Below are 22,778 nucleotides of genomic sequence, written 5' to 3' on the forward strand. Positions count from 1 at the left end.
GGCTACCTCGCCGACGTCCTCACCAGGATCGTCAACGGCCACCCCAACAGCCAGATCGACGATCTCCTGCCGTGGGCCTACATCCGGGCTCCCGCGCTCAGGGCTGTGGCCTGAGGACACCGCTTACACCTCAACTCGTCGAGGAGTGCCTTCTCTACAATCTCGTGCGTGACCAGGAAGGGCGTAAGTCGCATGTCGACGCCCTTCCATGCGATCGTGCGCGGTAGATGCCGATCGATGTAGACGGTTTTCGCATCTTCGCTATAGCCAGCAATGTAGGGGATGTCGAAGTCGTGACTAACCGTAACTCGCCTCTGAAGCGCCGTGACAGCGTCCGCTAAGACCCTATCATCCACCTCCTCAGATTTGTGGCGGACTTCGTTTTCAAGCTTCAAGACGTTGCTCCATTTGATCGTGCATTGAGAGCTTTCGCCTCCCGCTCAAGGGTGTCGCGATCGTTGCCGTGCCTTTTGATCAATTCACGGACCTGCGGGATAGACAGGCCGAATTTGCTGGCGAAGTAGCCGACCTCATATTCCTCATCTCCGCTCACGCGGCCGCGATCCTGATAGCCAAGCTTGTTCTTGTCGTCAGTCATCGTTTTCACTCCCGTCTGAGATCGAGCGCAACGTGCTGTGCGCCAGTTTGTTTCGGCCGGCACTGCCAATTTGGGAACTATTTTAGCAAATGCTGATTGAATCGCCGGTTTGCGAGTCCGTTAGTATGCGTTTGAAATTCGTCGCGCCTTTGATGCCGCCCCTTGTCGACCAACCGCCCGACGGCGAGAACTGGCTGCACGAGGTGAAGTTCGACGGCTATCGGTCGCAGCTCGTCATCGATGAGGATGGCACCCGCGTTTACACGCGCAACGGTCTCGACTGGACCTCAAAATATCGCACCCTGGTCGAGGAAGCCGCGCAGCTCGGCGCCGAAAGCGCCATTATCGACGGCGAGATCATCGTTCTGAACGATGCAAAGCGATAACCCGCCGGCAGCACGACCTCTATTTCGTCGCGTTCGACCTGTTGCACCTCAATGGTCATGATCTGCGCGACATGGCGCTGGAGGAACGTCGTGAAATCCTGGCCGGTATGATCGAGCCTGGCCGCCGTATCCATTTCAGCGAGCCGTTGCCGGGCGATGCCAAAGCGATCTTTCACCTGGTCGACCAGGCTGGGCTGGAGGGTATCCGGTTGGTGACAAAGGCGACACGGAGCCACATCGGGCAGGTCGGCACGCCCATGGCCGCAAGGCGACAGTGCCGATCGCGACGCCTGCTTCGGCAAAGGGAGTGGGGTCAGCTTCGGCGTGCGGCCGGAAGATCTCGCGATCGCCAGTGATACGGACTATCTGTTCGAGAGGACGGTCGACTATGTCGAGCAGCTCGGCGAGGTCCAGCTGGTCTATATCGACATCGGCCGTGCCGACCTTCCGCTGGTGACCAAGCTGCCGGGCAATGTCGAGGTCAGGCGCGGCTCGACGCTGCCATGGCTGGACCAATCGGCCGATCGCCGCTGCGGTACCTGCGCTTGGCGCTAGGCGTCTAGGATCCTCAGCTCGACGGCGGCCCAACGGATCCGCGTTCGATGATCGTGGTCGGCAGGATGAGCCTTTCGGGCGATCGTATTTCGCCCTTTAACCGCCGGATGAGCAGTTCCGCGACACTGTTGCCGAGCGCATAAACGGGCTGATCGATGACGGTAACTGGCGGGGTTGTCACGCTCGTCCAATCCGCATCATGGAAGGTGATCAGGGAGATATCCTCGGGGACCTGCAGGCCACGCTGGCGGATCACCCTGAATATCTCCAGTGCTATGACGCTGTCGGAAGCAAGGATCGCCGTCGGCCGATCCGGCCCTGACAACATTTCGTCGGCAACCCTGCGCGTTTCGACATGGCTAGTCGCCCCAAGGCGAACAAAACGTTCCGGCCGGTCAATTCCGGCATCTCGGCACACGGCGAGGAACCCGTCGATACGCTCGCGAACCGACGAGGTGTAGATTTGCCCGAGATCGCGGTACTCACGCCCCTCGGAGGCGACCGCGGTCACATAGGCGATGTCGCGGTGTCCGGCATCCACAAGAACGCGGGTCGCCCGCATGGCGATGCCGCGATCGTCGACCGTGACTGTATCGACATCCAGATCGGGCAGCGCCCTGTCGAGCAGGGCAAGCGGCCGGCCAGAACGATGGATGTCGCGCAGGTGCGAGATGTCGCGCGATTCCGACGGTGTGACGATCAGCCCGTCGACGCGCTTGCCGATCAAAAGCCGCACGGCTGCCTTTTCAACTTCGATCTTCTCGCCGGAGTTGGCCAGAATGACATTGAAGCCAGCCGCCCTTGCCGCATCGCTGATACCGCGCACTGCCAGGCTGAAGAAGGGGTTCTCAATATCGCCAACCACCACTCCGATGATGCCGGACCTGCCGGTCGTCATGCTACGGGCCAGCTCGTTAGGGCGGTAATCCAGTGTCTTGGCCGCAGCCATAACCTCAGCGCGGATCGCTTCGCTGACCACGCCGTATCCACCCAGCACGCGCGCGGCTGTCGCCTTCGACACGTTTGCCGCGCGGGCGACATCGCTGACTGTTATCGACCGTTTCGGCGCGGTTGTTTTCATCGAATGAGGACTTACAAGAGTTATTGACGGAAGGTCAATCTGACGGTAACCCTTACCAAAGAGACCGGTCTCACGCAATAAGAGACCGGTCTCTAACGAAAGGTGATTCCTGACACGGAGTGACAGCTAGCGTGCGGTGCGCCGACGAACGATGTGCCGCGTGAAATTTTCCGGAACAGACAAAACCAGAAGAACAACTTTCAGAGTGGAGAGAAGACATGAGCAGGATTGGAATTCTCAAGCCGTTGATCTCGCCGGTCCGGGCCGGCGCAATGGCTCTTATGGTTGTATGCATCGGAGCGGGTCTGGTTTCGCGGGCTTCCGCGGCGGATGACAATCCCTTTGGCCTCATTGATGCGAAGGTCATCAGCGTCGGCACCATGGGAGACGCCAAGCCATACGCTTTCACCCAGGCGGATGGCACATTCACAGGGTTCGACCTTGAACTGTTTCGCAACGTCGCTGGTCGCCTTGGATTCAAACCCGACCAGGTGATCTTCACCGGCCAGGAATTCTCGGCGCTTATGCCCTCGGTTGCCAACGGGCGATTCGATGTCGCTGTCGCCGCGATCGGCACGACGGATGCGCGCAAGCAGACGGTCGACTTTTCTGACGGGTATCTTGCAGGCTATCTCTCCGTGCTGACCGCCGACAAGGCCATCACGTCGGCGGATGGGCTCAAGAGCAAGCGTCTTGGCGTCGTCCAGGGTACGCTGCAGGAAATCTACGCCGCGAAGAATTTTGTCGGAACCGATCTCGTCAAATTTCCTGACAACAATTCGGCCGTCTCGGCGCTCAATAATGGCACGGTGGACGCTCATTTCCTCGACTACGAGGCCGCCAAGCAGTATGGCGAGCGGTATCCCGGGCTGAAGATCGCAATCAACATTCCGTCCTTCGACGCTCCCGCCGGCTTCGTGATACGCAAGGGCAACGACAAGTTCCGCGATGCATTGAACACCGCGCTTCACGCTGCGATGCAGGACGGTACCTGGAAGACGCTCTACGAAAAATGGTTCCCCGGTTCGCCGATGCCTGACCAATATCTCCCCAAGAAGTAGCCGCGCCCGGCCGTCGGTCTGGGTGCCGGCGGCCGGACCTTACCTGCCGCGCTTGATGTCTGCCGGTGCCAACAGCGCAACGGAAAGGGGACCGAATGGACTGGCTTGAAAACTTACGGCGCAGTTTCCTCGACTGGCAAGCCATGGCGGACGTGCTGCCAAGCATGATCACCATCGGATTGAAGAACACCTTGATCCTCGCCGCCGCATCCACGGTGCTCGGCATGATCCTGGGCATGATCCTTGCGGTCATGGGCATCTCGCAATCGCGCTGGTTGCGCATTCCGGCTCGCGTCTACACCGATATTTTCCGTGGCCTTCCGGCGATTGTCACGATTCTGCTCATCGGCCAGGGCTTTGCCCGCGTCGGCCGTGAGATCTTCGGGCCGTCGCCCTTTCCGCTCGGCATCCTCGCCCTCAGCCTGATCGCCGGCGCCTATATCGGCGAAATCTTCCGCTCCGGCATCCAGAGCGTCGAGCGTGGGCAGATGGAGGCCTGCAGGGCGCTCAGCATGAGCTACGGCCAGGGCATGCGCCTGATCGTGATACCGCAAGGCATCCGCCGCGTCTTGCCGGCCCTGGTCAACCAGTTCATCGGCAACGTCAAGGATTCGAGCCTTGTCTACTTCCTCGGCCTGCTCGCGTCGGAGCGTGAGATCTTCCGGGTCGGGCAGGACCAGGCGGTGGTCACCGGAAACCTCTCGCCATTGCTTCTGGCTGGTGTCTTCTATCTCGTCATCACCGTGCCGTTGACCCATGTGGTCAACTACATCGACAACTCGCTGCGGGTCGGCAAGCAAAGGCCTGGCCTCGTCACCAGCGGCCTTGCCGAAGTCAGCGAACTGGAAAGCGCCATCGGCGGCCCGCCTTCGGAGACCAGCCCTGAAGACCGCTCGGCGCTGCCCCGGTTCAAGGGCGGCAGTCTTGCCGTCACCGATCTCGACATGGCCTACGGCGATCTCAATGTTCTCAAAGGCGTCAGCCTGACGGTCAAGCCTGGCACGGTCACATGCGTCATTGGTCCATCAGGTTCGGGCAAGTCGACCTTGCTGCGCTGCCTCAACCGCCTGGTCGAGCCCAAGGGCGGCGACGTGTTGCTCGATGGCGCGAGCATCCTGGCGATGAAGACTGAAAAGCTGCGCCGGCGTGTCGGCATGGTGTTCCAGCAGTTCAATCTGTTTCCCGACCACACGGCCCTGGAAAACGTCATGCTGTCGCTGACGAAGGTAAAAGGCCTCCCGGTGCCGGAGGCCGAGCGCATCGCCGAGGCGCGCCTTGCCGATGTCGGGCTGGCTGCCCGCAAGAACCATCGTCCCGGCAGCCTATCCGGTGGTCAGCAGCAGCGGGTGGCAATCGCCCGCGCGCTGGCAATGGACCCGGAGGTCATCCTGTTCGACGAGGTTACGAGCGCTCTCGATCCCGAACTGGTGAAGGGCGTCCTAAATCTGATGGCGGATCTCGGCCGGCGCGGCATGACGATGGTTGTCGTCACCCATGAAATGGGCTTTGCTCGCAAGGTGGCCGATCAGGTCGTCTTCATGGATGAGGGCCGCGTCATCGAGGCCGGCACGCCCGCTGCGATCTTCGATACACCGAAAAGCGCACGCCTGAAGCACTTCCTAGCCGAAGTGCTTTGATCCCACGATCGCGGCCCCCTGAAACGGTCGCCCCACCAACCTCCACCAATCGAAAGAATATCCCATGGCTACCTCACGTTCGGTCTCAAAGGTCGTTGTTGTCGGGGGCGGCATTTTCGGTGTCTCCTCGGCGGTTCATCTTGCGAGGCTCGGGATCGAAACCGTTCTGGTCAATGATGGACCGCTCGCCAATGGAGCTTCCGGCCGCTCGCTCGCCTGGTTGAATTCCGCGCGCAGGCGATCAGCGGAGTATCATCGCCTGCGCATGATCGGTATCGACCGCTACCGCACGCTCTCGGCAAGATATCCGGATGTTGCCTGGCTGCGCTTTGACGGCGGCCTGACATGGGATGCCGATGACGCCTCCAACGAGATCGCGGATATCTTCGCCCATGAAAAGGGCCTCGGCTATGACGCGCAACATCTGTCCGCGGGTGCCATCGCTTCAGCTACCCCCGGCATCGCCGCAAGCGCTGTCACGCCTCAAGGTGCGATCTTCAACCCTGGCGAGGGGTGGGTCGACCTGCCGTCGCTGATCGAGATATTGATCGCGGAATTCCTGCAGCGTGGCGGGCAACTGGTCACCGACGCCGGAAGCGCCGCGGTCACCGTCATTGACGGCCGCGCCACCGGCGTGACCACGACAAACGGCGCCAGCTTCGCTGCCGATGCGGTCCTGCTGGCGACCGGCGGCGACGTGCCGCGAATGGTCGCGGTCACCGGGGAGCATATCGACGACGGATCGCCGATCGCTCTGCTGGTCAGGACCAAATCGGTCGATTTGCCCCTCCGGGCCGTGCTCAACACACCGCGCGTCGCCATCCGCCCGACGCCGGACGGAGCTCTCGCGCTCGATTCCGCCTGGTCGGAAGAAGAGGTGGCCGTCGATTCCGACGGCACCTATGGTGTGAAGGATTCGACCGTACAGGGCCTTCTCGATGAAGCCTCGAAGGTTCTTGAGGGTCATCCGAAACTGGAACTGGAAAGCTACGGCGTCGGCCCCAAGCCGATCCCCGGCGACGGCGAGCCGGTCTTCGGCCAGCTGAAGGACATCCAGGGATATTACGTCGCCTTCAGCCACAGCGGCGCGACGCTTGGGCTGATTGCCGGCGAACTGCTTGCCGGCGAGATCGCCACCGGAAAAGAACATCCGCTCCTTGCAAACTTTCGGCCAACTCGATTTTCTTGAGTACCAAATCCAAGGGCAATTGCGCCAAGCCGAACAATAGCCGGCGGTTGCGGTCGACCGTTGCAGACAATGGTGACTTCGTCCCTCGTCGCGCTGGGTTTGGCTTCAAATTCTCACCTTCTTGGGCATCGGGATCGCGCTGCCGAATATTGTGATCTCCGTCCTGGCGACCGTCATCGGCCATCAGCAAGTAGAGGGTTGAATACTCACCGACGCCGGGCGGTAGCGATATCGCGGAATCGCGGTGGCACCGTATACGCCAGCGCTGGCCAGCCAGTAATTCAGTGAGAAAGGTGGGAAGATTCATGGCCGCCCGCCCTGACTGACTTGGTTGAGCGTTTCGCAACGCCACCGCCCATCCTAAGATTGAGGAGCTTTTCCTAGCTGTCCCACCCAAGATAGACTCCCGGCAGTGCCGCCATGTCATCACTGATCACCTGGACCTCCCGGCCACTAGCCACGGCCCTCAGCTGAAAAGCCCGATCCGATTCAGGTAGTAAAGCGTTTGGAGGCTTGCGCGATGGAGTGCCAAGCATCGAGGAGCCGTACGGGTGGCTCTGACGGTGAAAAACGCCGACTTGCAGCAAACCCGCGCAGCCGCACGATCGCGTGCATCAGCAATCCCCCGCTGGCGGCACTCCCCCCGATCGGGTGTTCCCTGTCCGGAATCCGTTTGCTCGGAGTGACGCTAACCGAATTTGGGCGACACCTGATCCGGGCCAGGTCGGCAAATCTCCCTGACTATCTAGGCCGTAAACTCATAAATACGAGATGGCCGGGATGGGTGGCTAACGGACAAACCAAAAGGGTGTATCTGCTCCAATTTGATATAGCTCTTCAAACATATCTGCACTGATCTTCTCGAGCTTTGCCTCAGCCATGCCTTCGCGCCAGCTGACATCAATCAGCGACGGACAGTGGTCTCCGTTGCGCTGCTCAAGTCCAACACTGTTGCGAGTGACCTGCCCGTTGGGAAAGATCTCCACAGACCGCAAAACATTGTCAGCCGCCTCATCTACCTCATACAGTAGCCAGAGCGGTTCACCTTCCGGCACAATGTCATCCGGCCAGCGTCCACGAAAGTAGGTGTAAGAGTTCTCGCTCATGGGCGAAATTTAGTCTTTCTGCCTTCGTTGTTGAATGTCCGAATGGGTCGTCTATCGACTGGCGGCTTTCATGTTGCGGTGAAATCTGATTCACGCTCGGCATGAGCCGATATGACCTGACTGAGTTCGAGTGGTAAGCGATCCAGCCACATCTGCCCAACAAGTTGCGGGGCGTCCCGCGCGTGGACGACCGCCGTGTGATGAACGGTATTTTCTGGGTGTTGCGCTCAGGCGCTCGCTGGGCCGATCTTCCCGCCCGCTATGGGCCGCCTGCGACAATCTACAATCGGTTCAACCGCTGGCGCAAAGCTGGGGTCTGGGACCGCCCGATGAGGGCCGTCACCAAGACCTATGACGGCGAAGTTCGGAAGATCGACACTTCTATTGTTCGCGTCCACCAGCAGGGTGCGACGGCAAAAAAGGGGGCCGAGATCATTGTCTCGGTCGTTCCCGAGGCGGGCTTACAACTAAAATCCATGCTCTTGTTGACGCGCAAGGCAGGCCGATCAAGCTGTTACTGACGGCAGGCCAGAAGAGCGACATCGCATCCGCAGCGGACTTGATCAAGAATTTGCCTGAAGGGGCCATGCTGCTCGCCGACAAAGGCTATGATGCCGACGCTTTGCGCGCTGCCATCACCGAACAAAATGCTTGGGCCAAATATCCCGCCAAAGGCCAATCGCCAAGACCCGATCTGCTTCAGCCCGTTCCTCTACAAGGCGCGTAACCTCGTCGAGCGCTTCTTCAACAAAGCCAAGCAGTTCCGCTGCATCGCAACTCGATACGACAAGCTGGCCGAGAACTACCTAGCCGCACTCAAACTCGTCTCAATTCGCATCTGGCTACGCGGTAATGAGTCTACGTCCTAGGAAGCAGCATCGTTATCGAATTGCTTTGCGAATGCGGTCAGTCAGCGTTTGCTCAACATCGAAGTAACCCTGCCAGGCGTCGGGCTCTTGAGCCCGCGCGGCAGCGGCAAGGACGTCGAACGTGGTAGCGCTTTTGAAAGTCGGCAACTCGTCCCAGGTGACCGGCACGGCGCAGGAGGCACCGGGCCGCGCACGGGTCGACCAGGGGCAGATTGCCGTTGCGCCTTGTCGTTGCGTAGGTAGTCAAGAAACATGCGGCCCTTGCGCTTCGCCTTGCTCATGTTGGCCACGAAACGCGAAGGGTCGGTGCGAGCCAGCAGTTCAGCGAAGTCCTGGCAGAAGCTTTTGACCTTCTCCCAGTTTGCTTCGGGAATAATCGGAACGACGACGTGAACGCCCTTGCCGCCGGATAGCAACGGCCACGACTGCAGGCCGAGCGCTTCCAGAATGCTTCGGATATCAAGCGCTGCCTGCTTGACGTCACGGAAGTTCAGGCCCTCGTCCGGATCTATGTCGAAGATCATGCGATGTGGCAGGCTCGGCTGCTGCCGCAGGCTGCCCCAGACATGGAATTCGAGCACGTTCATCTGTACGCCGGCGATCAGCCCGGCCAGGTCGTCGACCCAGAGGATGCGGCTTTCCTTGCCGGACATCTTCTCCAGCTGCCCGTCATGGATGGCCTTCGGCATGCCAGGCAACTTGTGCTTCTGAAAGAAGCTCTGCTGCAGGTCGCCGTCGGTGTCGCGCACCAGCGAAAGGGGCCGATCCTGGATGTGCGGTAGCATCCTCTCGGCAACCGCTGCGTAGTACGCGACGAGCGTCGCCTTTGTCGCCTTGGTTCCGGGGTACATGAGCTTGTCCGGATGCGTGAGTTTGACTCCAACCGCAGCGGCGATCTCCTTGCCGATTGCCGGATCGAGGTCGGCGGAACCAGACGTCTTCGCCACTTCCATGACGACCTGATCGGCTCGCTTGTCTTCACGCATCCCCTCGAAACTGGGATGCCGCAGACTGCCATCTGGTGTCACCTCTGAATAGGTTACCTCGGCAACGAGTTCGGGCTTCACCCAGCGGGCGCGACGCGCGATGTCGAGCGGCACAGAGGAAAAAGCCGGTTTTTCCATTCGCCGTCGTTCAAGCTGGGCAAGGATCTTGTTGCGCATCGCCTCGGTGAAGCCGGTGCCAACACGTCCCCGGTACACCAGCTTGCCATTCTCGTATGTGCCCAGGATCAGCGATGCCATGCCGCGGCCAGTGTCGCTCGGGCGGTAGCCGCCGACCACGAATTCCTGTCGTTTCGTGCACTTGATCTTGAGCCAGGTGGCAGTTCGGTCGCCGACATAGCGGCTGTCCGCGCGCTTGGCGATCACTCCCTCGTGGCCCCCGGCGCACATGGTCTCGAGGATTTTCTCTCCATGATCGGCAATATGGCTGGAAAACTGCAGAGCTTCATCCGGGTCGGGTTCGCCCAAAAGCTCCGCAAGCCGCTCCTTGCGCTCGAGGAGCGGTTGGTTCGAGATATCGCCGCCGTTAAGTTCGAGCAGGTCGAAGGCGTAGAACTTGAGCGGCATGCCGGCAGCAATGCCAGTTTTGAGCATGGAGAAATTCGTGCGGCCCTGGCTGTCGATTGCGACGATTTCACCGTCGATCAGCGCCGAGCCTTTGGTGAGTTTCCGCAGCGGTGGGAGGACCACCTTGAACTGGCGGGTCCAGTCGTGACCGTTGCGGGTGTAGACGACGACTTCCGATCCGGAGACAGCGACCTGGGCTCGATAGCCGTCGAACTTCATCTCGAAGAGCCAATCGGCGCCCACCGGAATGTCGTCGGTCAGCGTGCAGAGCTGAAATGGCCGAAACGTGGGGAGTGGGTATCGCGGGGTAGAGTCTGAGTCTCTGCGCCGTGTACGCTTTTTGCCGAGGGCGGCCTCTACGGCCGACATGCCGAACTCGAATACATGGTGCGATTCAATCCTCGCCCTGGGATTTTGTTCCACACGCGCGTCGTTGAATTGAACCGGAAGAGTCCGGCTGCGTTGTTCAGAACTGGAACGCAACCTTGGAGCAAGAAAATGGCAACTACTCAAACAACTCGCGGCCGCAGCCAGGATCGCGCGAAGGTCGCTGGTGGGCAGGATCATGAAGTCAAGTATGAGGCGGGCAAGACCGGAGCAAGCAAGCCCGAGGTGAAGTCGGCCGTGAAATCGGTTGGTAACAGCCGCAAGAAGGTTGAGGACAAGCTCAAGAAATAGCTGGGTGCGCAAGCGATGATCCGTATCGCCACCTTCAATGTAAACGGTGTTAACGGTCGGCTGCCGGTCCTCCTCGCGTGGCTCAGGGCCACGCGTTATGACGTCGTCTGTCTTCAAGAACTGAAAACATCCGACGAGAATTTTCCGGTTGAGGCGATCCGCGAGACGGGATACGGCGCGATCTGGCACGGCCAGAAATCCTATAATGGTGTTGCTATCCTGGCTCGCGGAGCAGACCCCGTTGAGCGCCGGCGCGGGCTTCCCGGCGACCCTGACGACAGCCATAGCCGCTATATCGAGGCGGAGGTTAGTGGGCTCGTTGTCGGCTGCCTGTACTTGCCAAACGGAAATCCCGCCCCTGGTCCCAAGTTTGATTACAAGCTGCGTTGGTTCGACCGCCTGATCAGCTACGGCCGGGGTCTCCTCAAAGAGGGCGCACCGACCGTGATGTGTGGCGACTACAATGTCGTCCCAACCCCGATTGATGCAGTGGTGCCGCGACGATGGCTTGGCGATGCAGTGTACTTTCCCGAGAGTCGGCAAGCCTATGCCGGGATGCTTGAGGATGGCTGGGTCGATGCGGTCCGGCGCATCCATCCGCAAAGGGGTGTCTATACTTATTGGAATCACACCTATGGCGGCGGCTACGACAGGAGTTCGGGCCTGCGAATGGACCATCTGCTGGTCAGTCCCTCGCTGTCGCCTCGGCTTGGCGATGCCGGGGTGGATGTAGAGACCCGGGCCTGGGAGAAGCCGAGCGATCATGCGCCGGCGTGGATAGAGCTTGAGTAGCCCGAGTCGAGGCGATCCCGCCAGCGATTCAGACGGCGTTCGTTGCTGCGGGCTGCTAACTTCGCCACTCTTTGTCAGAAATTTGTAGCATTCGTCGGAAGGGCGGCGGGTCTTGCAGCATTACTACGCCTTGCACTGCCTCAGGTAGTCGAAACCAGCCGCCGAACTAGATCGCGGCGCTGATTGCGTGCGTCACCCGATGTTTTTCGATCTGCCCGACTATGATCACGCTTTGGCAGTGCCGGAGAACTTTTGCGATCGAGCCAATTCCAAAGCGGTCGATGCGCTTGCGCGCGACTACGCCAATAAGATATCGACGTAGCAAGCATGAAGGATCTCTGGATCGACTGCCTCACCGTCGCAACCAACAAAGACGACCACGCCATACGCAGACGTCATTACTGACAGGCCAAAGGGCGGTATCTTCCCGGATCTAGCGGATAGCGTCAGCCAGCGCGTCCCGTGAGCAAATGCTATGCAATCCCGGTCTATCTCCACCGGCACCGCAAGTCCGGGCACCACTTTCACGCCTTCCTCATCCAGCTCGAAACTCGAATCGACGATCGTGACGACCGTCGCATGGATCCGTCCGGTGCGAACCTGACCGTCGTGCGTAGCAATTGGCCAACTGCCGACGATTCATAGACGATTGTGCTGTCCTTCTGCGCCTCTAGGACGTCAATGCCACTCCGGTTACAAGCGAAAGCGGCAAACCCCGTTTCGCCTGCGGCCCGCGGATTTCTTTGGACTTTCCACCCCTGTCGATGCCGAAACTCTTCAAGAGGACGGTATGTCCGCTTCGGCTTTGATTAGGGCAGGATCGCCCTTATTCCAGAAACATCAGGGCTGTGGCCAGAAATCCCATTCCGAAGCAAGAGGCCATCGAATAGGCGATCATCCCAACAGCCAGATAAGCGCCGCTGCCTGCCGGTATATGGCTGCCGATAGCGCCAAAGGCCACGAGCCAGCCCGCCACCGTCAATCCGATGATCGCGCCTGCAGCAAGGTTTTTGATCACAAAAAGCACCAGTGGAGGCATGGACTGTGCTCCCGGAAAGAGTCGCGGGCGTTTGCCGCCGGCTGAAATTCAGCAACTGACACCTAACGGCAAGACACGCGTCCGGGTTGCCTCCTGTCTGTTTTCTTTCGGGACCGGGTCGACACTGAGGTCCTGTGCAATGGACAGCCGATCGGGCGCACAGGGTTCCGATCGAGTGGTCGAGCTCCAGCGCCACAGCGGCCGTAACCCGTGAGCGCTTCAAGGTTCTCAGCAACCTACCCTTCAGCCGACTGGATCATCACGAAATAGCGGCGGGAACGCTCTACGTGACTCGGGTTGGAACAATGCCGGGGAAATCATCTAAAACAGAAGAGAACAATATGCACAAACAGGCGGGTAGCCGACCCATACAGTGAGCGGGCTTTTAGCCTGCAAGGCTATTTTCACGGTATCAAGCGGTCCAGGGATGGCTATCTCCTTAGGTTCAAATCGCGAACGGTCACATCGGGAGCAGCAGCCGGGATCGCGATGCTGCCTGCCCGCGACGCTGTCAAAGCCACGCTAATTCGGCGTAACCAGCAAACGTGTGGCTAGCTGCAGGTCAGCTGTCTCCAAACCCTCTCCCAGAATCGGGCGAAAATTGGCCGAAGGAGTGCTTGGGCGGCCTCGTGTCGTCCGCGTATCGCCAACAGCGAAGCGAGGTCAATAGCGCTCCGCAGCCCCCATGCGCGAGCCCCCTGACGATCGCTGCACCGCGCGTTGACGGGCGGCGGTCGACCACCGCCTTCCCGAGCCCAACCGGGAACCAGGCCCCAGCGCGCCGAGACAAGGCCGCCCATGCTGGTCGACAACTCCTCACGCATGATGATCGGATAGGTCAGGCTCGGCGCGCTGTTTCACAGCGGGAAGCTGTTGCTCAGTCGTTCGACATCGCCCGGATGGGCGAATTCGAACCGACGAACCATGTCGGGGATTGTCGTCTTTACGAAAACGCGTCCACACAGATTACGTCATGCTCAATCGTTGCCGTCAGGGAAGACCAAAATGGGAACGAGTCAAGGCGACGATTGCCTTCGCAGCCAAGCCTCAGACTGCTCGTTGTTGAACGCAACCGCTTCCTCCAGCGAGGGAAACTGCCGCGCCGTTATCGATCCGTCCGGCATCATCTGGACTGCCAAAAAAGGCAGGCCCTTGATGGGTGGTGGGTAAATTACGAAGGTTGGCGCAACCTGCTGATTCACTCAGGGAGCCCCGGTTCGAAATGTATGATCGCGTCGAGGATCGTGCGGTAGAGACTGTCGACCTCTTCGTCTATTTCGGCCCGCTTAATTCCGATCGCCTTGGCGTTGGCAATGAGCTTGTGGGCGAGCTCGTCCACCTCCGCATGGGCAGTTTCGGGAACAGTGTTGGCGATCCACTGGTCCAGGAAGTTGCTGCCGCGCGCGCTCATTGACGCTTAAGCTTCGTCGCCGGCTTTGGTTCCTGCGAGGACAATTGCGCGGCTTTAAGCCGCTGCTCTCTCAATCGAGCGGTCTTATCGGCCCTTGCCTTCCGCTCCGCATCCAGCACAAGCTTGCTTTCCCGGTCGGCTCTTTCGATCCTTTCGCGATCGACCTTGCGTTGCGTCATGACAGCCTCCTTTGGCAGGACAAGCCAAGAAAGAAATGAGTCTGAAAAGGTTCAACACGAAATTCAGCCGTCCAATGTCAAACGTTATTGCCGTGGCCTTCGGTCCAGGCGTCTTCGCGGACCCTCACCCTCCACTGAGAGTTTATGCAGGCCGAGGCCGATCCGTTGGCCCTCTGCGAAGGCCCGCGCATACGATTCGATCTCGAACGACTTGATTGTCGCGTTGCCATTCCGCACAACGCGAACGAACCACTCGCCGAGGTTCTCGGTTATTTCGACGGAATCGAGGGGTATTTCTGAAGCCATGCTTCCTCCCAAGATTGGGCGAAAGCACCGGAGTTGGCTTCCAAGCGACCGTTTGCCGTGCAGTTGCGGGCGACTTAAGGATCCTACGCTATCTGGGAAATCCCGGACACAACATTTGTGTGTCACGGCCTAAGAATCAATCTGAATATGAAAAGTCATAGCCACTTGCAGAAGCTGGCGGCCCCTCTCGTCCCGGACCTTGAATGGCAGCTCCCGATGGGGGCCATCCGGCAACACTTCCTTTATCACCTGGCGGCCTCACGCTTGACCGCATCGAAACTGGATAAGTCTGTCCCCACCTCGTCGGGCTGAGCTACGCCATTATCCAAAAAGTCGAAGAAATAGAGCGCCATAGGCGTTCAATCTCACAACCATGAAAAAGTTTCCTGAAAGCGAGAATTTCGTGAGCCGCCCTGTGCGAAAATCCTCGACCAGGGTGCGATATTTTGAGGTCCAGTCGAGACCGTTGCACGTGTAATACGAGTGCCATCCTCGTCGATGACGAGCTGCGAGCGATAGCCGTCGAACTTCACCTCGTGCAGCCAGTTCTCGCCGTCGGGCAGCTGGTCGACAAGGGTCGGCACTCGGACCTCGGTCCTACGGTTCCGACGGCCTGGAGGGTGAGTTCGAGGACGAACTCACCCTCCAGAAGCTATATGAAGCTCACGAGCTCAAGCCGGCGATCGAGGAAGCGTCGGTGCGGGTCAGCGGCTGATTGCATCCCCGTTCACTTGCCTGCGTGGAATCTATCGTTCGGGCGTCAACCAATCCTGTTCGACGAGATCGCGCAATTTGTTGGCGCGGTCGAGCGCCTGTCTGCTGGCGGCTTGTCACGAAGCGTCCCATGAAGCTTTTGCGATTTCGGGCAACCGCGTCATTGTTGCAGACGCGATCTGCTCCGGAGCGGACTGCACGACGCCATGCTGGCCATCTACGAGAGCCGCTTTGGGATGCAAGTGGAGACGGTCACCCCTGCCGATCTCGTGGCGGCGGGAATCGATGGAATGCTTTGAGCAGGAGTGAGCGCGCATGAGAAAGCAGCAGTGCATCATCGAGACGCTAGGAGTATCGTCCCGTTTCGATTTCGCACAGGAAGGCCGGCAGCGCATCGACTTCCTCGCTTCCTATCTGCGGGCATCGGGTCTCGGCACTTATGTGCTCGGGATCAGCGGCGGAGTTGATTCGTTGGCTGCGTTCCTGGCGCAACGCGCCGTCGATGATCACGGCTGGCCGGAAACGAGGCAGAGTTTCTGGCCGTTCGGCTTCCTTATGGAACCCAGGCTGACGAGAGCCACACACAGCGGACACGATACAGGCGGACGAGGTCCTCCGCATCGACATCCGGCCGGCTACCGACGCGATGTTGCCGTCTATAAGGTTCGCCGGCGCTCATCTTAGGATGCCGGCCGTTAGGATTTCGTGCTCGGCAACATCAAAGCGCGTCAGCGCATGATTGCCCAATTCGCGCTGGCCGGCGCGCCCGGATCAGCGCCTGGAAGGCCGAGAGGTCGACGACGCCGACTACAGTCGGATACTTCACATGCTTCGGGCAACTCACACAAGCGCGCGCTTCCGGTCGCGCTTATCCGCCTGCCCTCTTCTGCCTGATCAAAGCCGGCATTTACCGCGAACCCGCACACCTTTGCCCCAAGAAGTGGACGACGGACGCCCCCGGCAATGGGCGACCGATGCAATTCTCGCAGCGGCGAATGTCACTTCTGTACTAGGATTTCGGAACAACGAGGCGCGCCAGAGCTTAGGCTTTGAATTCAGCGAGAGGTTACGATGCGCGCACTCACCTGGCACGGCAAACATGACATTCGTTGCGAGAGCGTGCCCGACCCCACGATCGAAGCGCCTACGGACGCGATTATCAAGGTCACCTCCTGCGCCATCTGCGGCTCCGATCTCCACCTCTACAATGGCGTTATTCCCGACATGCACAGCGGCGATGTGCTCGGCCACGAGAACATGGGCGAGGTTGTCGAAGTCGGATCCAGCGTCTCCAACCTAAAGGTTGGCGACCGCGTCGTGGTGCCGTTCGTCATCGCCTGTGGCGAGTGCTTCTTCTGCAAGCGCGGCGCCTTCTCCGGCTGCGAGCGGTCCAATCCGCAGAAAAGCAAGGAAAAGGCTCAGACATTGTGGGGTCATTCGCCAGCTGGCCTTTTTGGCTACTCGCACCTCCTCGGTGGTTTCCCTGGCGGCCAGGCGGAGTATCTTCGCGTACCCTACGCCGATGTCGGGCCGATCAAGGTGCCGGCAGGCCTGAGCGACGAACAGGTGCTATTCCTCTCCGACATTTTTCCAACTGGCTACATGGCGGCGGACTTCTGCGACATCCAACAGGGTGACACGATCGCCATTTGGGGCTGCGGCCCGGTGGGACAGATGGCGATCAGGAGCGCGTTTCTGCTTGGGGCAGAGCGCGTTATCGCCATTGATACGGTTCCGGAGCGATTGGAACTGGCGCGCGCCGCCGGCGCCATCACAGTCGATTTCCTGGATGAAGATGTCTACGACCGCATCCAGGAGTTGACCAAAGGGCGCGGAGCAGACGCCAGTATCGATGCGGTCGGTACCGAGCCGCTGGCCAATTCCAGCTTCTACGCGATGGTCGACCGGGTGAAGGTCGCGACCTTCATGGGCACGGACCGGCCGCATGTCCTGCGTCAGGCAATCCACTGCACGCGCAACTTTGGCACGGTCTCCATTGTCGGCGTCTACGGCGGATTTCTCGACAAGATCCCATTTGGATCCGCCATCAACCGGGGTCTGACGATGCGCATGGCCCAGACGCCGGTACAGGGCTATTTGTCGAAACTTCTTGTTCATATCGAGAACGGCGACATCGACCCATCCTTCGTGATCACCCACACGGCGAGCCTCGAGGAGGGCCCTGACCTCTACAAGATGTTCAACGACAAGAAGGACGGCTGCATCAAAGTCGTTCTCAAGCCCTGACGACGGAGGTAGCACATGTCTGATCCCTCACGACCCCTCGCCATCGTCACCGGCGCCTTTAGCGGCATTGGCCTCGAACTTGCGAAACTCGCGATTGAACAGGGATATGATCTTACCATCGCTGCCGACGAACGCGATATCCACGAGGCCGCCAGGACGCTCAAGGCCCAGGGAGCCAAGGTTCAAGCCGTTCAGGCTTCCACCACCGAGGGTGTCGACCAACGCTATGATGCCCCGCGCGACCTAGGGCGTCCGGTCGAAATCCTGATCGCAAACGCCGGATGTGGCCTCGGCCACGCCTTTCTCGACCAGGATATTGACGAGGCCAAGCGCGTTGTCGACATCAACATCGTCGCGATCTACCTAACGCAAAAGGTCGGATGTGACATGCGCGAACCAAACCGGGGCAAAATACTTCTCACCGGCTCGGTTGCCGGTTTCATGCCGGGCTCTCGCTTCTTCGAAAGGGCCGATATGCTCGATACCAACGTCGGTCAGCAGGAGAAAGTCGATCCCGCCGATGTCGAAAGCAGGTTGGGACGCGATGATGCGGGGCGATGGCGACACTGTCAGCGGCCTGAAACAAAATCCAGTCCGCAGTCGCCAACGGTACGCCAGCGCGCCTGCTTGCCGAGCAGCATCGGAAGATGGCCGAGCCCGGTTCGGCTGACGACTAGTGCGTGAGCCCAATCCGCCGACTCTTGCGTGTCCCCGAGACAACGAGGATTCGAACTACAACATGAGGTGCGACTGTCTCATAGTCGGCGGCGGCCCGGCCGGGTTGGCGGCGGCGACATACCTCGGGCGGTTTCGCCGTCGGGTCATCGTCGTCGACGCCGGGGAAAGCCGCGCGAAATGGATTCCCGTCAGTTACAATTGTCCTGGTTATCCCGACGGCATCGTCGGCGTCGACCTGCTTGAACGCCTGCGGCAGCAGGCGCTGATGTGTAACGTTGACCTCATCAACGATACAGTGACGGCGCTGCTGCGCGAAGGAGATGATTTCGTCGCCGCGGCATCCTTTCCTATTCGGGCGCGCGCGGTGCTCATCGCCACCGGCATAGTCGATACGCTTCCTCCCATTCCGGATGTGGCCAACATGATCGCAAGTGGCGCGCTGCGGCTATGCCCGATTTGCGACGCCTACGAGGTTGTCGATAAACGCGTCGCCGTAATCGGCCCTGCAGACCGGGCTGCAAAGGAGGCCGTCTTCCTGCGGACTTATTCCAGAGACGTCACTTTGCTCGTGACTGATCCGATATCTGACCTTAACCCCGCCGCGTGTGAACTGCTCCACGGGGCTGACGTCACGGTGCAAGAATGCCTCCCGGATTCGATACGCGCAGAGGACCAAAAGGTTCGTGTAAGTCTTCTAGACGGGAGGACGCTTTCCTTCGACACGATCTATCCCGCCATGGGTTGCACCATGCGCTCAAAGCTCGCCATCGATCTCGGCGCGGCATTCGACGAGGCCGGCAATCTGGTCGTGGACTCACACCAGCGCACCGGCATAGCGGGCCTCTATGCAGCAGGCGACGTCGTCGACGAAATCAACCAGATCGCGGTGGCCTTTGGGCACGCGGCGATCGCCGCCGTCGCCATGCACCGCTATCTTGCGACCACCGACTAGGAAAACTGGGCGCGTTGCGGGCGGAAATGGTCGGTTCGGGGGTCGGCCCTCATGTTGAACGTTTCGGAACTTTTGGTTCGCTGGGCGCTTGTTGAGCATGCTCTTCACGACTCGGTGAACGGCAGCGCACATAAACCTCTCGACACTGATTTGCAGATCGGCCGGTCCGTAGGGCCGGCCATTGTCCCATTCAAGTCTGTCTCCATTGTTATTGTGCAGTGCAGCAACGATATTGCTGCGAGTGCGTTGCACACACGCCGTCCAATCCCGGGCGTCAAAAACAAGGACGGCTCAATTGCGAAAAGTCTCCGATAAGATCGCGCGCCTTGCAGCACTGCGCGGGCTACAAGGCACACATCCCACCTCTTTCACATCCGCCGATCGCCTCTCCCCCCTAGTAAATTTCGGCTCCAATCCTGGTGTCTTGCAGGCACAATATTATATGCCCGCTGACCTCCCGGATGGGGCGCCGCTGGTCGTTGTGCTGCACGGTTGCACCCAGAATGCAGCCAGTTACGACCATCAGTCGGGGTGGTCGCAACTCGCTGACGAGGCCGGTTTCGCGCTTCTCTACCCCGAGCAGCAACGCGCCAACAATCCGAAGCTCTGCTTCAACTGGTTCCTGCCGGCAGACATTACGCGCGATCGTGGCGAGGTCTTCTCGATCCGGCAGATGATCGAGACAGTGGTCGTTGCCCACGGCCTGGACCGAAAGCAAATATTCGTCACCGGTCTTTCAGCCGGCGGCGCAATGGCCGCCGCGATGCTCGCTACTTATCCTGAGGTGTTCGCCGGCGGCGGCATCATTGCCGGGATGCCCTTCAGCTGCGCGACAACCATTCCGGCAGCGTTCGATCGGATGCGTGGCCACGGCATCCCTTCTGATAAGGAGTTGCAGCGGCTCTTGCGAAAAGCTTCCAAGCACAATGGGCAGTGGCCCAAGATTTCGATCTGGCACGGCTCCGGCGATCATATTGTGGCCTCTACCAACGCGGAATCCATCGCGGCCCAGTGGCGCGACGTGCACAAACTCGACACGGCGCCCACGCATTCGACAAGCGAGCGCGCACGAAGCCGGCGGGTCTGGGCTGACGAAGCAGGCGAGGCGAAGATCGAGATCAATATGATTGCAGGTATGGGCCACGGTACCCCCATCGGCAACGGCGTTGGCACGGCCGGGCCTTACATGCTCGATGTAGGAATTTCATCAACCGAGGAGTTGGCGCGGTTCTGGGCTCTCGGCGATGCCGTTGACGCGAGAGGGTCAGCGAGGGCTAGGTCCGCGCCGAGGCCTGCTGAGCCGAGGGTCGAGAGAAAGCCATCAGCATTTGATCTTCGGCCAGCGGCCGTGGAGCCGGCTAAGGCCAGGCTTGCAGAACCAGATCGCATAGATGTGGGGTTATCGAAGGGTCGAGCGGTGAGGAAGGTCATCGAGGACGCTCTGCGTGCCGCGGGCCTGATGCGGTAGGAGAGCGCAAACCCTTAAGGTTCCGTAAGCACGGCTAAGCGCAGTAGAGGCTCTGAACTAAGGAACGCGGTAGCTTTGTAATCGGATCCTTCTCGCCCGCGCCGACAACACCGGCCAGCCTTTCGACGTTCGGATATTTGTCGCCCATTATTTTGCCTCTATCGGTGGAAAGCGCACCCTGGACGCGGGGTTGCGAGCCCGTCACCTACGCATTCCACAAAGCAGTAGTCAACCTCCCTGCACGACTTCCTCGGCCACTCGGTGAACAACCCCTGCGCCGCTTTTGTCCCATGAGAAGAATGGTCGCGACCGTCGAATAGCGGCATTGCCCATCAGTCGGCCGGTCGTTGCTGTCCGGTAGGCGTACGGTGCCCCCGGATAACTCTGCGTAATCATCGATGGCGAGGAAGGGCTTGTGCACCATTTGGGGAGCCAAGCGATCATCTACCCCAGGCAGTAGAAACCTAAGCAGACCGAGAAGGCTGCGGGAGCCTCTCATGTGGCGCTTGCAACGACGCGGTGGCCGGCGGCGCTGGCGTAGCCAATGACCCAGTCTCTTGGCCGTCCCCAAAAAGGCGGCCTAGGCGAGATGGCCGCGCAAGGTCACTTCCAAGGCCAGCGAGACGGTGGAAATCAAGGCAGGCGCACGGTCAAATTTTCTCGGCGATGGAACTTCCCGACGGATTGCGGGTTCGCCGGTATAGGGACGACTGAGGCCCATTCCGGCCTGTGCAATTTGCAGGCAAGCGCCTCGCCAACAGGAGACGTCCATGAAACATCAGACACTTGAAGAACTGCATGGGGTCGCGGAAGTCGAAGAATCCTTCCCGGCCATGACGCGGCGTGAGCGTTTGGAACATTGGGCCATGCTGCTCGAACGAAATCCCGAGCGGTGTCTCGCCGCCTTCCCCGGGACGGAATACATGACCTTGGGTGTGCGCGAGAAAGCCCAGTCCCTCGGCTCCGCGATCAGCATCGCTTTCGCCGATCCAATGTTGTGCGCGCAAGGATTGAAGAACGATACGTATGGCGAAGCGAAGCGCTTCTTCGACCTAGCGGATTGGCAGTTGCACGCTATAGTTTGCCATTGCCATGTCGGCGGGACGATGAAAGCCGGATGGGCCGCAGTTCAAGTCCGATCTGCCATCGACAAGGAAGGCAAGGCTTTCAGCAAATTGCGCGACGCCATGGCGCATTGGCCAGTATTCCGCATCCTAACTCACGCAAGTGAGTAAGAGACGCCTCAGGAAACTGAAAGAGGCAGCGGTCGGAAAAGGTCCAAGCACGTGACCGACGGTATTTTGGACCTGAGATCGCCAACCGTGAAAAAACGGGCGAGCGTCGCTCGTTTCCTTTTGCCTCATGGAGCTAGCTGCCGAGCATGTTCCTCGGAAGTGGTCCGCTGAGATCCGCAGCGTAGCGTGCTTGCTATGTATCTTGTCCAAATACTGTTGCCCCGCTCAGACAACCAGGGTGAACCCTTCCCCCGAACGGATTTCGACCGCGTGAAAGAAGAATTGGCCGCCCGCTTCGATGGGGTGACCGCCTATCTCCAGGCGCCTGCGGAGGGTCTTTGGAAGGACGGCGGAGAAACAGACCGGGACGATATCGTCGTCTTCGAGGTGATGACGCCGAAGGTGGACGCTTTGGAATGGCAGCGTCGACGCAGCGATCTAGAGCGCCGCTTCCGGCAGGATAAAATTGTGGTCCGCTACTCGAAGATAACGGTCCTTTGAAGCTTATTGTCTTGGGCTCGTCGGCCTCGGATACGTTCCAGACTGCCCTTTTATGCGACCTTCGAAACACGAATGGCGAACGTTGAGAGGGCGTTCTGTGTTTTGACGTCAACAAGCCTGCCCATTCCGCAGTTCCCTGATCATCAGCAATGGCATGAACGGCGCCGAAAGCCGAATGACAGTTCGCGACTTCGGGATGGCGATAGCGGACGTTTCGCATGGGGGGCTTGGAAGTCCCGCCTGACCCTCGGGATCCGGAACTATCGGACCAGACGACATGCCAATTCAACGGAATTGGTGGGCCCACGCTTGCTCAGCCAGCAACCCGAGCGGGCAGCAAAGCACTTGCCTATTTGGTATGCTGGTATAATATGTACCTGACATAGCGTGTTCCCGAGGTACCGTGGGCACGATCCCCAAGGCTGCGCAGCAGAAGGCAGCGTTGATCTCTGCCACGAGTTCCTCGAACGCATATTTTCTGGAGCCCGAAGGGCCGGAGCAGTCACGGGCCAAGCGTGAACTGTG

The 22,778-nt window shown here is 59.7% G+C and carries 22 protein-coding genes and 5 pseudogenes; 17 read left to right on the top strand and 10 right to left on the bottom strand.

The features are described 5' to 3' along the window. Positions 1 to 114, top strand: a 114-nt coding sequence (locus EN824_RS32955; protein WP_135932099.1) for a transposase domain-containing protein, incomplete at its 5' end; no start/stop codon positions are given. A gap of 277 nt (positions 115 to 391) precedes the next feature. On the opposite strand, the gene EN824_RS32965 is transcribed toward EN824_RS32955, so the two are convergent. After that, on the bottom strand, positions 392 to 598 hold the full coding sequence (locus EN824_RS32965; protein ID WP_135880762.1) for a DUF3606 domain-containing protein: 207 nt from the start codon (positions 596 to 598) through the stop codon (positions 392 to 394). A gap of 152 nt (positions 599 to 750) precedes the next feature. Here EN824_RS32965 and EN824_RS36735 point away from each other — a divergent pair. Further along, positions 751 to 1,130 (top strand): annotated as a pseudogene (locus tag EN824_RS36735) (ATP-dependent DNA ligase); the annotation flags it as partial. 113 nt (positions 1,131 to 1,243) lie between these two features. Beyond that, positions 1,244 to 1,485 (top strand): annotated as a pseudogene (locus EN824_RS32975) (TOBE domain-containing protein); the annotation flags it as partial. A gap of 67 nt (positions 1,486 to 1,552) precedes the next feature. On the opposite strand, the gene EN824_RS32980 reads toward EN824_RS32975, so the two are convergent. Beyond that, entirely contained in the window at positions 1,553 to 2,620 is a 1,068-nt protein-coding gene (locus EN824_RS32980; RefSeq protein WP_135880763.1) for a LacI family DNA-binding transcriptional regulator, read from the bottom strand. A 218-nt stretch (positions 2,621 to 2,838) separates the two neighbouring features. On the opposite strand from EN824_RS32980, the gene EN824_RS32985 reads away from it, so the two are divergent. From EN824_RS32985 to EN824_RS32995, 3 genes are all read left to right on the top strand, one after another. Further along, positions 2,839 to 3,681, top strand: coding sequence for an ABC transporter substrate-binding protein (locus tag EN824_RS32985; protein WP_135880764.1), 843 nt, complete (start codon positions 2,839 to 2,841; stop codon positions 3,679 to 3,681). A 95-nt stretch (positions 3,682 to 3,776) separates the two neighbouring features. Then, on the top strand, positions 3,777 to 5,318 hold the full coding sequence (locus tag EN824_RS36600) for an amino acid ABC transporter permease/ATP-binding protein (RefSeq protein ID WP_135906966.1): 1,542 nt from the start codon (positions 3,777 to 3,779) through the stop codon (positions 5,316 to 5,318). A 64-nt stretch (positions 5,319 to 5,382) separates the two neighbouring features. After that, positions 5,383 to 6,507 (top strand): FAD-binding oxidoreductase, encoded by a 1,125-nt coding sequence (locus EN824_RS32995; RefSeq protein ID WP_135906964.1) that lies wholly within the window; start codon positions 5,383 to 5,385, stop codon positions 6,505 to 6,507. A gap of 788 nt (positions 6,508 to 7,295) precedes the next feature. Here the strand turns inward: EN824_RS32995 and EN824_RS33000 are convergent. After that, the gene (locus tag EN824_RS33000) at positions 7,296 to 7,613 is read right to left on the bottom strand and encodes a hypothetical protein (protein WP_135880767.1); all 318 of its coding nucleotides are present in this window, start codon (positions 7,611 to 7,613) and stop codon (positions 7,296 to 7,298) included. Positions 7,614 to 7,753: 140 nt separating this feature from the next. On the opposite strand from EN824_RS33000, the pseudogene EN824_RS33005 reads away from it, so the two are divergent. Continuing rightward, positions 7,754 to 8,482 (top strand): annotated as a pseudogene (locus EN824_RS33005) (IS5 family transposase). A gap of 12 nt (positions 8,483 to 8,494) precedes the next feature. Here EN824_RS33005 and EN824_RS36740 read toward each other — a convergent pair. Further along, positions 8,495 to 8,695, bottom strand: coding sequence for a hypothetical protein (locus tag EN824_RS36740; RefSeq protein ID WP_335930849.1), 201 nt, complete (start codon positions 8,693 to 8,695; stop codon positions 8,495 to 8,497). A 59-nt stretch (positions 8,696 to 8,754) separates the two neighbouring features. Further along, positions 8,755 to 10,620, bottom strand: a pseudogene (gene ligD / locus EN824_RS33010) (DNA ligase D); the annotation flags it as partial. On the opposite strand from ligD, the gene EN824_RS33015 reads away from it, so the two are divergent. Continuing rightward, positions 10,552 to 10,731, top strand: coding sequence for a DUF3606 domain-containing protein (locus EN824_RS33015; RefSeq protein WP_135880768.1), 180 nt, complete (start codon positions 10,552 to 10,554; stop codon positions 10,729 to 10,731). The pseudogene ligD and the gene EN824_RS33015 overlap by 69 nt on opposite strands. A gap of 15 nt (positions 10,732 to 10,746) precedes the next feature. Next, a complete protein-coding gene (gene xth, locus EN824_RS33020) occupies positions 10,747 to 11,523 on the top strand; it encodes an exodeoxyribonuclease III (RefSeq protein WP_135918170.1) in 777 nt (258 codons plus the stop codon). Between the two features lie 826 nt (positions 11,524 to 12,349). Here xth and EN824_RS33025 read toward each other — a convergent pair. The 3 genes from EN824_RS33025 to EN824_RS33040 form a co-directional block, all read right to left on the bottom strand. Continuing rightward, positions 12,350 to 12,562, bottom strand: coding sequence for a hypothetical protein (locus EN824_RS33025; protein WP_135880770.1), 213 nt, complete (start codon positions 12,560 to 12,562; stop codon positions 12,350 to 12,352). A gap of 1,198 nt (positions 12,563 to 13,760) precedes the next feature. After that, positions 13,761 to 13,973: a DUF768 domain-containing protein gene (locus EN824_RS33035; protein ID WP_135879692.1), complete on the bottom strand. Its 213-nt coding sequence runs from the start codon at positions 13,971 to 13,973 to the stop codon at positions 13,761 to 13,763. Then, the gene (locus tag EN824_RS33040) at positions 13,970 to 14,152 is read right to left on the bottom strand and encodes a hypothetical protein (protein ID WP_135880771.1); all 183 of its coding nucleotides are present in this window, start codon (positions 14,150 to 14,152) and stop codon (positions 13,970 to 13,972) included. The genes EN824_RS33035 and EN824_RS33040 overlap by 4 nt, the downstream gene beginning before the upstream one ends. A gap of 144 nt (positions 14,153 to 14,296) precedes the next feature. Between EN824_RS33040 and EN824_RS35455 the strand changes: the two genes are divergently transcribed. Further along, positions 14,297 to 14,452, top strand: coding sequence for a hypothetical protein (locus EN824_RS35455; RefSeq protein ID WP_189522265.1), 156 nt, complete (start codon positions 14,297 to 14,299; stop codon positions 14,450 to 14,452). A gap of 371 nt (positions 14,453 to 14,823) precedes the next feature. Here the strand turns inward: EN824_RS35455 and EN824_RS33050 are convergent, their stop codons facing one another. Next, positions 14,824 to 15,042: a hypothetical protein gene (locus tag EN824_RS33050; protein ID WP_245521065.1), complete on the bottom strand. Its 219-nt coding sequence runs from the start codon at positions 15,040 to 15,042 to the stop codon at positions 14,824 to 14,826. Between the two features lie 445 nt (positions 15,043 to 15,487). Between EN824_RS33050 and EN824_RS33055 the strand changes: the two genes are divergently transcribed. The 7 genes and pseudogenes from EN824_RS33055 to EN824_RS33085 all read left to right on the top strand — a co-directional run bounded on the left by EN824_RS33055 (position 15,488) and on the right by EN824_RS33085 (position 22,253). Further along, positions 15,488 to 15,856 (top strand): hypothetical protein, encoded by a 369-nt coding sequence (locus EN824_RS33055; RefSeq protein ID WP_135918171.1) that lies wholly within the window; start codon positions 15,488 to 15,490, stop codon positions 15,854 to 15,856. A 387-nt stretch (positions 15,857 to 16,243) separates the two neighbouring features. Beyond that, positions 16,244 to 17,419, top strand: coding sequence for a zinc-dependent alcohol dehydrogenase (locus tag EN824_RS33060; RefSeq protein WP_135880775.1), 1,176 nt, complete (start codon positions 16,244 to 16,246; stop codon positions 17,417 to 17,419). 15 nt (positions 17,420 to 17,434) lie between these two features. Further along, positions 17,435 to 18,096, top strand: a pseudogene (locus EN824_RS33065) (SDR family NAD(P)-dependent oxidoreductase). Between the two features lie 62 nt (positions 18,097 to 18,158). Next, entirely contained in the window at positions 18,159 to 19,049 is an 891-nt protein-coding gene (locus EN824_RS33070) for an NAD(P)/FAD-dependent oxidoreductase (RefSeq protein ID WP_135906959.1), read from the top strand. 295 nt (positions 19,050 to 19,344) lie between these two features. Further along, positions 19,345 to 20,517 (top strand): PHB depolymerase family esterase, encoded by a 1,173-nt coding sequence (locus EN824_RS33075; protein WP_135918172.1) that lies wholly within the window; start codon positions 19,345 to 19,347, stop codon positions 20,515 to 20,517. Positions 20,518 to 21,287: 770 nt separating this feature from the next. Beyond that, positions 21,288 to 21,752 carry a hypothetical protein gene (locus EN824_RS33080; protein ID WP_135880779.1) on the top strand — a complete coding sequence of 155 codons (465 nt, stop codon included), beginning with the start codon at positions 21,288 to 21,290 and terminating at the stop codon, positions 21,750 to 21,752. 270 nt (positions 21,753 to 22,022) lie between these two features. Beyond that, a complete protein-coding gene (locus EN824_RS33085; RefSeq protein WP_335930848.1) occupies positions 22,023 to 22,253 on the top strand; it encodes a hypothetical protein in 231 nt (76 codons plus the stop codon). A 285-nt stretch (positions 22,254 to 22,538) separates the two neighbouring features. Here EN824_RS33085 and EN824_RS36605 read toward each other — a convergent pair. Further along, positions 22,539 to 22,778, bottom strand: a 240-nt coding sequence (locus EN824_RS36605; protein ID WP_272483034.1) for a zincin-like metallopeptidase domain-containing protein, incomplete at its 5' end; no start/stop codon positions are given.

Origin of the sequence: Mesorhizobium sp. M8A.F.Ca.ET.181.01.1.1, assembly GCF_004792025.1 — a bacterium.
GTDB lineage: Bacteria > Pseudomonadota > Alphaproteobacteria > Rhizobiales > Rhizobiaceae > Mesorhizobium.

Bases quoted from the DNA above. Each gene is read 5' to 3' on its own strand.
- EN824_RS32965 (WP_135880762.1), bottom strand. From the start codon at position 598: ATGACTGACGACAAGAACAAGCTTGGCTATCAGGATCGCGGCCGCGTG.
- EN824_RS32980 (WP_135880763.1), bottom strand. From the start codon at position 2,620: ATGAAAACAACCGCGCCGAAACGGTCGATAACAGTCAGCGATGTCGCC.
- EN824_RS32985 (WP_135880764.1), top strand. From the start codon at position 2,839: ATGAGCAGGATTGGAATTCTCAAGCCGTTGATCTCGCCGGTCCGGGCC.
- EN824_RS36600 (WP_135906966.1), top strand. From the start codon at position 3,777: ATGGACTGGCTTGAAAACTTACGGCGCAGTTTCCTCGACTGGCAAGCC.
- EN824_RS32995 (WP_135906964.1), top strand. From the start codon at position 5,383: ATGGCTACCTCACGTTCGGTCTCAAAGGTCGTTGTTGTCGGGGGCGGC.
- EN824_RS33000 (WP_135880767.1), bottom strand. From the start codon at position 7,613: ATGAGCGAGAACTCTTACACCTACTTTCGTGGACGCTGGCCGGATGAC.
- EN824_RS33015 (WP_135880768.1), top strand. From the start codon at position 10,552: ATGGCAACTACTCAAACAACTCGCGGCCGCAGCCAGGATCGCGCGAAG.
- xth (WP_135918170.1), top strand. From the start codon at position 10,747: ATGATCCGTATCGCCACCTTCAATGTAAACGGTGTTAACGGTCGGCTG.
- EN824_RS33025 (WP_135880770.1), bottom strand. From the start codon at position 12,562: ATGCCTCCACTGGTGCTTTTTGTGATCAAAAACCTTGCTGCAGGCGCG.
- EN824_RS33035 (WP_135879692.1), bottom strand. From the start codon at position 13,973: ATGAGCGCGCGCGGCAGCAACTTCCTGGACCAGTGGATCGCCAACACT.
- EN824_RS33040 (WP_135880771.1), bottom strand. From the start codon at position 14,152: ATGACGCAACGCAAGGTCGATCGCGAAAGGATCGAAAGAGCCGACCGG.
- EN824_RS35455 (WP_189522265.1), top strand. From the start codon at position 14,297: ATGCAGGCCGAGGCCGATCCGTTGGCCCTCTGCGAAGGCCCGCGCATA.
- EN824_RS33055 (WP_135918171.1), top strand. From the start codon at position 15,488: ATGAGAAAGCAGCAGTGCATCATCGAGACGCTAGGAGTATCGTCCCGT.
- EN824_RS33060 (WP_135880775.1), top strand. From the start codon at position 16,244: ATGCGCGCACTCACCTGGCACGGCAAACATGACATTCGTTGCGAGAGC.
- EN824_RS33070 (WP_135906959.1), top strand. From the start codon at position 18,159: ATGAGGTGCGACTGTCTCATAGTCGGCGGCGGCCCGGCCGGGTTGGCG.
- EN824_RS33080 (WP_135880779.1), top strand. From the start codon at position 21,288: ATGAAACATCAGACACTTGAAGAACTGCATGGGGTCGCGGAAGTCGAA.